15 protein-coding genes are annotated in these 13,396 nt (G+C 40.2%); 11 read left to right on the forward strand and 4 right to left on the reverse strand.

From position 1 onward, the window contains the following. Nucleotides 1–7: 7 nt before the first annotated feature. From A3GK_RS0105585 to A3GK_RS0105635, 11 genes are all read left to right on the forward strand, one after another. On the forward strand, nt 8–781 hold the full coding sequence (locus A3GK_RS0105585) for a hypothetical protein (RefSeq protein WP_018028490.1): 774 nt from the start codon (nt 8–10) through the stop codon (nt 779–781). Between the two features lie 12 nt (nt 782–793). Further along, complete coding sequence (locus tag A3GK_RS0105590) at nt 794–1,876, forward strand: hypothetical protein (RefSeq protein WP_162138137.1); 1,083 nt, start codon at nt 794–796, stop codon at nt 1,874–1,876. 48 nt (nt 1,877–1,924) lie between these two features. Next, a complete protein-coding gene (locus A3GK_RS0105595; RefSeq protein ID WP_018028492.1) occupies nt 1,925–2,767 on the forward strand; it encodes a hypothetical protein in 843 nt (280 codons plus the stop codon). Nucleotides 2,768–2,914: 147 nt separating this feature from the next. Further along, entirely contained in the window at nt 2,915–3,469 is a 555-nt protein-coding gene (locus A3GK_RS10510) for a hypothetical protein (RefSeq protein ID WP_155799448.1), read from the forward strand. A gap of 14 nt (nt 3,470–3,483) precedes the next feature. Continuing rightward, the gene (locus A3GK_RS0105605) at nt 3,484–3,993 is read left to right on the forward strand and encodes a hypothetical protein (RefSeq protein WP_018028494.1); all 510 of its coding nucleotides are present in this window, start codon (nt 3,484–3,486) and stop codon (nt 3,991–3,993) included. A gap of 136 nt (nt 3,994–4,129) precedes the next feature. Next, nucleotides 4,130–4,612: a hypothetical protein gene (locus A3GK_RS0105610; protein ID WP_018028495.1), complete on the forward strand. Its 483-nt coding sequence runs from the start codon at nt 4,130–4,132 to the stop codon at nt 4,610–4,612. 11 nt (nt 4,613–4,623) lie between these two features. Beyond that, complete coding sequence (locus A3GK_RS0105615; protein ID WP_018028496.1) at nt 4,624–5,250, forward strand: hypothetical protein; 627 nt, start codon at nt 4,624–4,626, stop codon at nt 5,248–5,250. Nucleotides 5,251–5,678: 428 nt separating this feature from the next. Beyond that, nucleotides 5,679–6,527 carry a DUF3945 domain-containing protein gene (locus tag A3GK_RS0105620; protein ID WP_018028497.1) on the forward strand — a complete coding sequence of 283 codons (849 nt, stop codon included), beginning with the start codon at nt 5,679–5,681 and terminating at the stop codon, nt 6,525–6,527. Nucleotides 6,528–6,583: 56 nt separating this feature from the next. Beyond that, entirely contained in the window at nt 6,584–7,435 is an 852-nt protein-coding gene (locus A3GK_RS0105625; RefSeq protein ID WP_018028498.1) for a hypothetical protein, read from the forward strand. Between the two features lie 75 nt (nt 7,436–7,510). Further along, complete coding sequence (locus A3GK_RS0105630) at nt 7,511–7,921, forward strand: single-stranded DNA-binding protein (protein WP_018028499.1); 411 nt, start codon at nt 7,511–7,513, stop codon at nt 7,919–7,921. A gap of 35 nt (nt 7,922–7,956) precedes the next feature. Then, nucleotides 7,957–9,465, forward strand: coding sequence for a hypothetical protein (locus A3GK_RS0105635; RefSeq protein ID WP_018028500.1), 1,509 nt, complete (start codon nt 7,957–7,959; stop codon nt 9,463–9,465). 138 nt (nt 9,466–9,603) lie between these two features. On the opposite strand, the gene A3GK_RS0105640 is transcribed toward A3GK_RS0105635, so the two are convergent. From A3GK_RS0105640 to A3GK_RS11525, 4 genes are all read right to left on the reverse strand, one after another. Next, nucleotides 9,604–9,855: a hypothetical protein gene (locus A3GK_RS0105640; protein ID WP_018028501.1), complete on the reverse strand. Its 252-nt coding sequence runs from the start codon at nt 9,853–9,855 to the stop codon at nt 9,604–9,606. A gap of 56 nt (nt 9,856–9,911) precedes the next feature. Then, nucleotides 9,912–10,676 (reverse strand): ParA family protein, encoded by a 765-nt coding sequence (locus tag A3GK_RS0105645; protein WP_018028502.1) that lies wholly within the window; start codon nt 10,674–10,676, stop codon nt 9,912–9,914. A 236-nt stretch (nt 10,677–10,912) separates the two neighbouring features. Next, nucleotides 10,913–12,451 carry a relaxase/mobilization nuclease domain-containing protein gene (locus A3GK_RS0105650; protein ID WP_018028503.1) on the reverse strand — a complete coding sequence of 513 codons (1,539 nt, stop codon included), beginning with the start codon at nt 12,449–12,451 and terminating at the stop codon, nt 10,913–10,915. After that, the coding region (locus A3GK_RS11525) for a plasmid mobilization protein (protein ID WP_026161745.1) at nt 12,448–13,396 on the reverse strand (949 nt) is incomplete at its 5' end. The genes A3GK_RS11525 and A3GK_RS0105650, both read right to left, overlap by 4 nt.

The raw sequence follows: 13,396 nt of genomic DNA on the forward strand, positions 1-13,396 counted from the left end.
TGGGATTATGAGTGGTAAACAGAGAAATAAGGGTGGAAGAGGGGGAAATGACAATTTCTTTTATGACCTAAGAACGGGGAGTAATTCTGCTATTTATGATAAGCTCCATAATGGAGTAAGAGTGATAATTAACTACTGTCATTCTGAAAATGTGAATCCGAGAATAAAAAATGATGGGTTTTGGAAGTTTTCATTTTTGACTTCACTCTTAAATCTGGGTGATGTGGAGTATGTGGTTGATACCACTAACATTGGTTCGTGGAAGGAGTATGAGAGTGTGCTTCGTCAAAAGTTTAACGCAGTGAAGCTTGTGCCAGTATATATGACTGGAGACATGGGGAGGATATTAACCACAAAGAGACCTGCTAGCTTTTGGGATAGCTCGCAACTCGGCTATGCCTTTCTGACGGAGGAGGATGTGGCACAGATAGTAGACACATACAGTGCAAGGTTTTTTCATAAGGTGTGTAAGTTTTTCTTGAATAGTGAACTTATCCGTTATGAGTGCTACCTAAATGGAGATTCATACTCGCTTTTGATAGATGACTTGAGGGTGGAAAAGAGCCTCTTATATAAAGAGGGGTATCTAGGTTGTGATTTCATTATTAATGGTATTGCAGATGACCTTCCAGAGCAATTTGTGGAGGATGTGTTTCAGTCAATCCCAGAGTTTTTTGCAATTTCGTTAATGGACGAAGACCTCTTTGATGAAGAGCAGCCTTTTGGATTTTCCGACTTTAGCGAGCCTTTAAGGGTAGGGGTGCATGAGTGCAAAGTGTAATTAAAAGAATAAATGAATAATAAATTAGTTTTTATGGATGTGAATAAAGAGAAGGAGATGTTGACGATAGACGACATCTACGATTTGTTAGAAGAGTCGTATCAATTGAGGAGTGTAGATGAAACGGATAATCTTAATAATTCTCTTGTAGAGTTGCAAGATTGCTTGGATAATGGAGATGTTTGCTTCTTCTATGATCTACTAGACTCTTACTTCCGTGATAGTGACTTAGATGCTGCTGATAAGGTCTTGTACAATCTTGTTGAAGAGGAACTAGGGCATCGTGGTATCACAGAGGAGGAGGTTAGGGCTTTTATCAATGGTTCCGATTACGATGACTTGGATATTGACTATGAATCGTACCAAGATATAACAGATTATGTTCGTTCGCTGCAAACGTTTGATGATAACGATTATATCTATACGCTGTTGCGTCAGACGGGCGATAACGGGGTGCTAAATGTGCGAGTTAGTGGTATCTACGCTCTTGAGCCTCCTGTCTTAAGTCCCTTGAAGTTCAGTTATTCTAATGGTGAGTCAGCTATTGGTAAGGCGATTGATCAGCTACAGTTGGATCCAATCAAGGTTGCTGATGAGCTACAGAAGCTAGGTGTTCCTTGCAAAGCGGATTTTCCTGACTTTCCTGAGAGGAATGGTAATGAATGTGTGCCGTACGCTTCATTTGCTAATGAGGTGAAGGACCTTTCTCCTGAGCTAGGCAACCTTACTTTCTTAGCGAAGATTGACCTTGTAGATATGTTTGAAAATGACTTTCTTGTTCATAGTATAACGATCCCAAAAGGAAATAAGTGTGGGTTCCAAAACAGTCCATTTGAGATGATTTTGGATAAGGACCTAACGGTGGAGCTGTATAAGAGTATAGAACGGAGACATATCGTTATTGAAGATAAGAGCATTGATGACTCTCGCTCTATCGGAAAACGCTTGAATGCGACTAGTGAAACTTACGGTAAGGTGGCTGCAATAGTAGGAGGCATGCAACCTACGGTGCGGCCCTCTAAGGAGGCGGAGCAAGAGGAGGCTCCTAAGAAGATTACCTTGAAAAGAAAGAAAAAAGGTGGGCTATCAATATAGTGTGTGCCAAATGAAGTTGGAGTATTAATCTATTTATAAAAAAGGATTATGGAAAAGATAAACGATTCATCGGTAAGAGAGGAGAGAATTGAAGGAGGGGATTTTAGGCATTATGTTGATATGAAATATGCCTATGACGATTGGGTAGACATAGTGATAAAGGAGATGTCTAGGGAAGGTAAGCCCCATGGCATTACATACTTTTATGACAAGTTGTCGGAGGGTGAGGTGCCTAGAGAGACGCACGTATATTATGACGGAGAGGAACTTATTAGTCGGCATAATATGACGACAGAGGTGCGTGATGTGAATTTAATTGAGCAGTTCCTGCTCAAGGAAGCATTGGCGTATGCAGCAGATACTCCTAGTAGTAGTGTCCTTTTTGATGACGAGCTGATTGTCCCGGCTTTGAAGTGGGCTGATGATGCTGGAGCTTGTCTTTATGACCTTGCTAAAAATGGATTGGATTCTGAGCATTTGAAGCGGGCTCACTTAGAGGTTTACAATTATGATTTTACAAAAGAACTTTACTTTAAGCATTTCGATGCTCTTGAAATGGGAGATCTGGATAGGTTTGAGGTGGCTAATGCCTATATGGATCAGTATGATTCTAAAACATTTCCTGATGTAGTTGTTTCACAAGCTCTGAAAGAGAGTTGTGAGCAAGTCTACCCGTTCTTCACTCAAGCCTTAAGAGATACTCTTAACCTATATGTGCCACTTATGGACACCAATACTCTCGAGAATGCTCTTAACTTCTTAGAGACGAATCGATTTGAAATAAAGGATAAGATTGAGGCGGTCTATAATGAGCGGCAACAGCAAAAGGTATCAAAAGAGAGTCGCCGAAAGCTGAACATACCTGAGAGAAAGCGTGGTCGTTCAATGTAACATCTCCTTCGCATAGTAGTTTGGTTGGTCATTTTGTGACCAACCATTTCAATGAATATATAGAATAATAATAACATATAACAATAAAAGAGTAGTAAAATGAATAACTTGTTTAATAACACATTGGTTTGTACTCGCCTCCATAGTATGGCAACACTCAAATGGAGCTTGCTTCTATTGATGCTCTTGTTTAGTGTTCCCGTCTTTGCACAAGATTGTGTGACTAAGTTTATGGGGATTCCAGTGGATGGAACTCAAGAGGAGATGTTTTCTGCCCTAGAGAAGAAGGGATTTAAGAGGGTTAGAAACGAGTACTTGCTTGGTGAGTTTAATGGCCGTGAAAATTCGATCGCTGTTGTTACTAATAAAGGCAAGGTTTATTGTGTTGGTGCTATTGATGGGAACCTAGATGATATAACTGTTATGCGGAGATTTAACAATGTCTTCTCTATGTTAAAAAACAATCCAAAGTACAGTTATATTGAAGGAGAATTAATTCCATCAGGTGAAGATGTTAGGTATAATATTCTTGTTAAGAATCACGTGTATGAAGCTTATTTTCAGCAGATAGAAAACAACTCAGATGATCCCTTGATATGTGGTATAGTTAGAGTTCATATTGATCAAGTTAGCGTCAGTGAATACATGTTGATTATTTCCTATTATAATATGAATAATTATCCTAATGGTGAGGACCTTTAATAGCACAAGAAAAGATGAAGAATAAAATGTGTGTGACAGAGTTCCTTGGGGTGCCAGTAGATGGTACTAAACAAGAGGTGTTCTCTGCACTTGAAAAGAAGGGGTTCACCAAGGTTGATGAAGACACGCTAAGTGGCAACTTCCTTGGAAAACAATGTGAGGTATCGGTTGGTCTTCATAGTGATAAGGTTTATGTAGTTTACGTGCTTAACGAAGAAACACTTGATGGTGAAACAGCTAAGATGGAATTTAATAATCTCTTCATGACCTTTTCAATAGATGCAGAGTATTCTTATGGTGGTGGTAAGTCAATACCCCATAATGAGGATCTTGAGAGCTTTTTTTCAAAAGAGAATAAGTCTTATCTCTGTTGGTTCCATCAAGTCGGAGATGGCTCATCGGAGCTTGAAAAAAGAAGAGTAGTGATTATGCTCTATAGGATAGAACCTAATAAGTACTCTGTGAGCTTAGGATATTTCAATAATTATAATTCCCCTAGGTTCGTGCAGAAGCTGCTATCCTAGAATAGTGATGAATATGTTTATATCGCTGTATCACAGATCTGTTTCTTCTTGCTCTTGCAGAGTGAAGTTACCAAGATAGATGTGAAGGTGATTATGAGGTTAATGGATTGATAAACAAAAGGTTAATTATAGAAACATGACAGTAAACAAGGTTATAGGTGAGTTTTTGAAACTCCCATTAGGGGTTCAGTTTCCCTACTATGTTTCAGCTGTAAAGAGATTGGGCTATAGCGGTTTTGATCGCTCCTTTCTCATCGGGACATTTGATGGAGTGAGATATTTGATTACACCGGGTGATGTGAGAGGAATTATCAAGGGTTCTATGCTAGTTAGCTTTGACATTAAGGACGAAGAGGAAGCTCAGCTACAGTATGATGACATACTAAGTCTGCTTAAAAATAGTACTAGCTTTAAGAGGTATTCGAGAAAAGGGACTGAGGCTTTTAAGACTAATCTATTAGACGTCTTTGATAGGGACCTAATTGATTATGACTGCTTCGTCAAGTTTGAAGGTGGTAAGGAAGGTCCTAATAAGAAGATTGTGTTGGTGACCCTTTTACGGTTATTCCCCGACCACTATACTTGGGGCCTGTTTTATGTTGATGGTGATATATTATAGTAGAGATAATTATGAGACGATTATTTAATAGAGAGCGAGATTGGCTTGTAAGAGGTTTTGCTTCAATTAACGCACTTCTGCTTTTTGTTTTTGTGATGACTTTATCTTCATGTAACAAAGGCAACTCCTCAACTTCCTCCGGGTGTGTGACGGAGTTTATGGGGATCCCTGTGGATGGTCCCAAGGAACGCTTTATTTCTGCTTTAGAGAAGAAGGGTTTTGAAAAGGTAGAAGGGGTAGATGGAGACCTTATGGATGGCGAGTTTAATGGGCAACGGTGCGGGGTTCTAATCAACACAGTTAAAGGAGTGGTCTCTTGTGTTTCGGTAGCACCTTTCAACCTTTCTGATAGGGCTATGGCTCAGTTGGGGTATAACGATCTTCTTGAGGCGTTTAGTAATAATCCGAAGTATCAACTTAGTAGTGAAGATGTTGTGCAGAGGGTGTCAGATAGGATTAGGAGTGTAGGGCTTGGGACTATTTTAGATTTTGCTGTTTTTAATCAGGTTGGGAATTGCCCTAATAGTATTGAGAATAGGCCAGTGCATTTGATGCTTTTGAGATTGGACTATGGGTTTTATATTTGGGCCATTTATTATTATAATCCTTATAACATGCAAAATGGGGAGGACCTATAGTTCATTTACGATAGATGGTTGGTCCTGCTTGAAATTTTGCAAGACTTCTCATGCGGCAATTGGAATAGTGTTTGGATTGTCTTGTAGGGCAGTACCTTTGTGTCGATAAAGTATTAGATTGTTTTATCATGTAGATTGTTAATGATGTTGTGAGGATGTGAGCTGGCGTTGCTGGCTCACATCTTTTTTGCCTTCACTTCTAGGCATAATGGTGCGATGTTTCCTCCGCTAGAGTCCCTCGACCCCCTTTCCCTCCCTTGATACGTCCTCTTTTTTTCATCTAGTTCTAACCAACCACAAAGAACTCATGCGGCAATTAGGTAAAGCTGGTAAGGCTATTATTATGCGGGTATGTTTGCGATGGATATGAAGTTGTGCCACTTCATGTCTATGTAGATGTTTTATTATGTTTTTTAGATGTTTTTGTTATGAGTGAAGAGAAAAAGTTCCCATTGAGAGAGGCAGAGTTGCCATGGAAGTTGATGGAGTATAATGGGATTGACATTAATTGGTTGCAGAGACAACATGATTTGGTGAAAACTCTTTGTGCTGGGCTAGAGACAAGTGCTCTCCCGATCTATATGCGAGAGCAGTTTACTTACGAGGATCGTGAGTTGTTCAAAGCAGAAGGGAGAGATATTCCTGATGTTAAAGAACGTGCGATAGTAGAGGGTACCGCTCGAGTTTATATTGACAAAGAGAGTAATGAGGTGAAGTTGCTACTGACCTCAAAAAGACCTTTTCCTGACCTCAGGGAGAAAGATAGTGTTTATATGGGACATAAGTTCACTGAGGAGGATATTTTCATGCTGTTGTCCACTAATTCAATTGGTAGGGCTGTTGAGCTGACCAATAGAAATGGAGAAAAGTTTGAAGCTTTTGTGGGCATGCATCCTATTACTAATGCGATGCGTTATATGCGAGTGGAGCACGCTGTAAAGCAGATCCCTGAGCAAGTTTGTGGTCATACATTCACTCCAGAGGAGATGGAAACTCTTAAGCGGGGTGACGTTGTGAAGCTCACAGGGCTACAGAGCCGCTATAACGAGAAGACCTTTGATTCGTACTTCATGTACGATGCTAGTACGTGGAATACTAAGTTCCTTAGCGAGAATACAGTTCTTAGGTATCAGAAGGAGCGTGGGGTTATCTCCAAGAAAGCTCCTAAGATTAAAGAGATCGTAGGAGTTGTCAAGTCGCAAGAGAAGCAGCAGGCTACTCAAAAGAGTCAGACTATCTCTGCTGCTAAGGACAAGGGTGTTAAGAAGAGTATTTGATTGTGAGGAGTTGGCAGGCAAGGCACAGCTTGCCAACTCATATTTATTGTTGAATTATGGATGTACTTAAGCAGTTTAAGAGCGATTGCATAGATAAGCTTTTTGAGGACTTTAAGCCAGATAATGACTACAGTTTCAATGAGACCTTCCTACGTATGGCAAAGGAGGAAATGCTTAAAGACCCTTCTAGCCTATATTTTAATTACTTGTATAAAGCCAAGAATGAGTATGTCGCTTATAATGCTTTTCGTGATTATGAGTTGGCAGAAAAGATGTTTATGCCTAACGCACAAGATTTGCTCTTGTTCACGAGCGAAGAAGTCTTCACGCACGGTGGCGAATGGGTAAGTAATGTATTGGAGGGGGGCATATCTACTATACTTGGTAATGCTTATGCTGAATTTACAGATCAGTTGTTAGGTTTTACTTATGGCGTGGATGAATCCAAACTATATGGGAAGGTGCTAGAGGATTATGCTCCCGAGAAGAGCGTAGAATTCATTAAACAGATAGGTGATGACCATAGGGAACTAGGTTTTAGTGAGTCGGAGTTTAATAACTTGGCAAACCACATTGTCTTTGATTATATCCCATGGAAGCTAGCTGACCATTTAGATATGGTCGAAGAACTGTGTCATAGTATTAAGAGCGATAGGTTACTTTCATATATGCTTTCTAATATGTTATACGTTGATGATGACGTACATTACACTATTGAGGCGGAGCTGTATAAGAATCAATATCTAGCGAACACGGATAACGATAGGGTAAAAGCCCAAGCAAAGGAGATTTTCACGAAGTATAATATTGCTCCTGATTGGCCAGAGAATACCCCCATTGAAGGGAAAAAGTCTATCAATATCCCCAATGATCGTGATGATAGACCCAAGCGTGGTATGGGTATGTGAGGTGTTCCCTCTCCGCAAGAGTGTGGAGAAAGTTGTTTGTTGAAATAATAAGATTAATAATAAAAATAGAGAATTATGGAGAAGATAATGTTAGTTGGTTACTTGGGAGCAGATGCTAAAGTAGTCACAATTAATGGTGAAGAGAAGTTTATACAGGCATCTTGTGCCCCAGTGAAGAGCAAGAAGCAGCAAGATACAAAGAGCTTGAGATGGTATCAGCTTAACTTTAACCTAGGGCTAAAGAAACTGTTGCCATACCTAAAAAAGGGTACGTTGGTGGCTGCTGTTGGTGCGTTGAAGGTAACAGCGTATGCAGATAAAGAAGGAGCGGCGATGCCTGCGGCGGTGGTGTATGTAGATACAATTGAACTCTTAGGGGGTAAGGATAGTGCAAGTAAGAATGCTACCCCTCAAGAGAGTGCACAAGATCAACCACAGGCACAGTCCCAAGGACAAGCTCAAGGTGATGAGGATTTGCCATTTTGATAGGTTTGTAGATTAACATTTAAGAGTTAGAAAATATGCTTAGTAGAAGTAACGAACAGGATTTAATGACTATCGCTAAGTGGGCTAGAAATGATAATACATTATTGTCACTAATTGACCACCCTGAGTACCCGTCACAAGTGAAGGTGATGGCGGTAAAGAATAAAAAGCTAAGTGGAAGCACATTAGGCTATATAGTAGAGAAGGCTGCTGATTATAGTAAGGAGGTGCTGATTGGAGCTATTAGTAATCCTAACATATCTCGTGCTGACCTTAGCAGACTAGGACACCATCATGACCTAGATATTGCTATGGCGGTCTTTCAGCATTCACCTAGGCAAACATCAAGTTTGAGCTTTGCGAATGATTTTATATATGATCCTCGTATTGAGCTGTCATCGCTCGCATTAGAACGAGCAACGAGTGTGCTTGATGAGATGGAGGCTCAAAATATATTAGATCGAGCTAAAGAGGAGAAGAACCCCTCATTAGTGGAGGTATGTATTCGTACGATTTCTAATCCTGTTGTCTTATCTCTTTTGTCCGAAAAGGCAGATGACGTGCTTCTAGTTGGGTTGACCAAAAACCGATACCTTCCTCCATGTGTAGTGGAAAAGCTTTTGGCTCATCGTGATGAAGAACTGCTGTATAATCTTTCACAGTATGCTACATTGACGGATTCACAACAAGAGCAGCTTCTTGCAAAAGCAATTGAGAATAATGACCTAATGCTATTCCATAGCTTAATTGAAAATCAAGAGCTCTCTTCGGAGATGATAGAGAGAGTGGTCAACGCAAGGGTTGACCTATATGAGCGGTTTGTGAAGGATAGTTTGCCATACCTATCAAGAAACCTTCGGGCAGATGTCCTTAAGAGCTGTGAGGAACAGTTCGCTCAATCTCTAGGATATAATAAGTCAGTCAATCATAGCTTTATTGCAGAGCAGTTTAGGTTGGAAGTTGCCCCTCTTAAGGAAAAAGAACTTTCAATAGATGACTTCTCAATTCAATTGAAGGAGTCCTCAATGATTGAGATTTATGACTTGCTTGAGGGCAGGAAACATCCTGAGCTGTTTGATGAGGATATTATGGCGGTGGCAACACAAGAGGACCTAGATCCCGACATCAAGCAAACAGTTCTCCTAGGTATGGCTAACCGAGTAGGTAATTCCTTGCAAACATTGAATAGCCTGCAAAATGAGCTTGCTTCGATAAGCGATAACTTGATCGCAACGGTGGGTGAGTCAGCAGTAGCTTATCAAAAGAATACAAGGGTTTATCCATCGGCTCGTACATTTAGGATGAAGACCTTCTTTAGTTCAATGTATAATGTCGCTCAAAAGAGTGTATCAAAGGGTGTTGAGGGGATGAAGAGCAGTGTGGAGAAGCAGTTGACATCATTAAAAGAGGAGGTGTCAAAGACAATTGATAGTGGTATAGAAGCTACTAAACAATTGTACGATAAGGCTCGGACACATACACTTGGCTTTAAGAGGATAAAGATTACTAAGTTGGAGAAGAATAAAAAGGGGAGAAGGCTATAATGCCTGTTCTCACATTGATTACTAGCAATTAAAGTCTTTCTTGACTGTATTTGGTTTGAATAATATTTGAATGTTTAGCTCGGTGAGTTGCGAAACACACCGAGCTAATTTCAATACTATGGTAAAAGGGTTGGCTGATTAGATCGGTACCTCGTGATTTTTGAGGTACTCGTCTATCATCTCAGTAAAGAGTTGCTTGAGCGTCTTTTGCTGTAACATTGCTAGGATGCGAAGCTTAGTGTGCTGCTCCTTTAATAGAGGTATATTGCTGTTTACATATTCAGCATCAGCAACAGTGGTCGTTTCAGGGCCCTTCTTAGGCTCTTCTGTCTTCTTGTCATCTGTCGTAGGTTGGATCAAATTATCAAGACCCTCAAATTTCTTAGCCATATTGAATGTTTAATTTAGTTGTTGGATTACAAATATAATACAATTATTCTATACTATTATGCTTCTACAGAACTGTCCTCTCTCTGAATAAGCTCTTCGCAGAGTGCTTGGTAGTCTTTTGCTCCATTAGAGTCTGAGTCGTAGGAGAAAATATCCTTAGCAAGGGCAGCTGTTTCCGCGAGCCGTACATTGTCCCTGATCTTGGTGTCGAATACAAGACCGGGATAGTGGGTGGTAGCGGTTTGTAGTACCTCCCGATTGATGATCTTTCGACCATCAAACTTGGTGACGAGAACACCCATAATCTGTAGATCCTTATTTAGCCTCGTCTTCACCTTGTCAATAATAGAAAGGATAGTGCTCATCCCCTTAAGTGATAGCGGTTCTGCTTCAATCGGGATAATCACATGAGTGGAGGCGGTCAATGCATTTATCGTTAGAAGACCGAGAGAGGGTGGACAGTCAATTATGACGTAATCCAATTGTGAGAGATAAGGTGCTAGTAGCCCTTTTAGCAGTAGCTCACGGCCGGGCTCATTAGAGAGCTCTACTTCGGCAGCTTGAAGATCAAGAGTTGAAGGGACAACCTTTGCCCCAAAATCATTTACGTAGATAGGCAATCCATTGCCAGTCTTTAGAGCGGTATAGATGTTCTCCTCTTGCTCGCCTATGCCCAATAGAGAGGTCAGGTTGGCTTGCCCATCCATGTCAATGCCAATGACCCTTTTCCCTTTGTTTGTGAGTCCCGCAATCAGCGAGGCACTCGTGGTCGTTTTGCCGACTCCTCCTTTGTGGTTTACCACAGAAATAACTTTTGCCATACTTTTATAGTTCTATTTTGATATGTATTAATATTATTAATTAGTTATTGTTCTATTCTTCTATGCAAACATACGAAGTATTTTTGAGCCGACAAAATATTTCAATAGAAAAATAATAGTATGTTATTATGATTGTATATATGTATGTGAATAACGCCACTCAGCTAGGCCATGGCAAGGTTACGAGGGGCATATTCCTTCCTCTCCAAGTCTCTCTTTCTTTTTCCATAGCTCTACTACCTCCGTCTTCTACCCCAATTCCTTTCTGCCTGTCTTTGGTACATCTTTCCAATTGCTAGAGCATTATTGTCACCAGTATTTCCGCCTAAACCATCAATAATGTCATCCAGCAATTCGTTTCTACCGGATTGTGAGTATCGTTGTGATGTGTCTTTTGCATGTGTTTCTGCCCACAAGGGCTTGTCAATAACATCGTTAACCCAAAAGTTTTCACCTCCTTCTTCAAAGTAATTTTTGAGGAGTAGGGTAGAATAGTGTGTGCTAAGTTCATTAGAACCAATAAGAACATGGTGTTTGTTATCTGCAAAAATAAGATTGCTGATTTCTCCATTTTCGTCCCTTTCCACCATGGTCTCAATACTCATATCCGATAGCCGTTTAATAAACTCCTCAAACGAGCAGTCAGTATGTAAGGCTCTACTTATTGCCTTTTCTATGCAATATGCACGCTCTTTATTTAAGGTCCACTGATGTCCTACTCGTTGGTTGAAATAGTCATCAAGAGCATTTGCTGAAAACTCTGTTCCAACATACGACCCATTACAAACAATGCCTCTCCTTAGGTCAATATAAGTAACACCATAGATTCTCCCTTCGTCATTAATTAACAACCGAACACTTATCCCTAAGTCATTCAGATTGTCAATAAACTTAATTGGATCTTTGGCATTCCGTAAGGACCAAATGACTGCATATTTAATTCTGTTGGATAAGTATTCCTTCCATTGTTTTTTATTGGCTTTGAATTGTGCATCAAGCTGTTTCCTAAGATAATAATATCCGAGATCGCTGGCCTTAATACCTACACTAACTCTTTCATTTTCCTTGATGATACTATAAACTAAACCACTCTCCTCCTCATTTGACTTGCTCTCATCTTTTATTGTCTCCAACGAAATATTATAGCCATATAATAATGCAGATAATTCACCAATACTCTTTGGACTATAGACATCCATAACATAATCAACTACCTCTTTTATCCTATTCGCCAAATTACCTTCTGAGTAAATAATTGGTGTGGGAGCAGTGGCTAACTTCTCTGCCTTTTCCTCTTTTAAGTGTTGGTTTGGTGGCTTGATCCCATATTTTTTACTGAGTTCTTTTAGTATTTGCCAAGACCTTTTCTTTAGAAAGCGGTCGTTTATTTTTTCTCCTTTGCTATCAACATTCAGTGAAACAACATGGTAGTGTGTCCTATCAATATCCTCGTGTTTGAAGACAATATATGGTTGTCCTCCATACCCAAGTTTTTCCATGTAGTCATCAATAAAATACTCTATTGTTTGGTCGTCCAAGTTGTCGTCTTTATGTGGATTTATGGACGCATGGAATACAATATTTACGGTTCTATAGTGCTCGGGAAGTGTGTCGTAAAAGCGTTGCTTTGTGATTTCAAAGAATACATCTTCTGTGTTTTTGAACTTCAAACCTCTAGTGTATAACACTGACGCTTCTCCCTTCTCGACCTTTCTAAAGTTGTATCTAAGTGTTACAGCAAGGTAGGGATGAGGTGGTTGTATTTTGGTGATCATAGCCTTTCTTTAATAGTAAAATCTCTATTCATTTCCATCAATAGGTCCTTATATTGCCTATTGATTTTCTGAATGACACCCTTCGCCCAAGGAAAGAAATCATCTGGAATACCCATGCCAATGTTAACCCCATAAGCGATTTGATTCATATTAACTCCGATCATCCGTGTCTGATAGATTAACTCTTCTAGTAGTTCAATTAGCTCTGGGTTTTCTTTGTAAACCTCTCTTACTTTTACCTCTTCTTCGCTCACTAAAAACCTTAAATAGTCAGATATTGTTTTCAGATTTAACTCTTTCATCTTACGATTCAATATCTCAAAGTCTTCATTTTGCATTCTAAATGAGACTATTTTCTCACCCGATTTATTCTGTATTTTTTCAATCTTTCTTCCGTTTCCCATAACCAATAGCTTATGTTCTTTTACCTTCGTCCTACTACATTTGGAACGTAGTGCAAAGGTGTTTAGAAGAATGCACATCCTCAAAATTCCCCAATTGTCGCATAGCGTGAGTTGGGTTCTAAGGTTATAGGAGGAGTAGACATCTGAAAATGATGTGCCTAAATTCAATAAAGATTGACCATGGATTTTGCCCTCGGGCAAGGAAAGGGAACCCACACTCTGCGACTTTGGAGCAGAGTAACAACACCACTTCCCCAATGCCTCCGGAGGGGCTTGGGGAGGGGTGTACGTCTTTTGTATACAAAAGACACATCTTGCATTAGGGAATACCTCCTGACCTCCTGACCTCCTGACCTCCTGACCTCCTGACCTCCTGACCTCCTGACCTCCTGACCTCCTGACCTCCTGACCTCCTGACTTCCTGACTTCCTGACCTCCTGACTTCCTGACTTCCTGACCTCCTGACCTCCTGACCTCCTGACCTCCTGACCTCCTGACCTCCTGACCTCCTGACCTCCTGACCTCCTGACCTCGTTCTCTA

Source organism: Porphyromonas somerae DSM 23386, from assembly GCF_000372405.1.
In the GTDB taxonomy this organism is placed as follows: domain Bacteria; phylum Bacteroidota; class Bacteroidia; order Bacteroidales; family Porphyromonadaceae; genus Porphyromonas_A; species Porphyromonas_A somerae.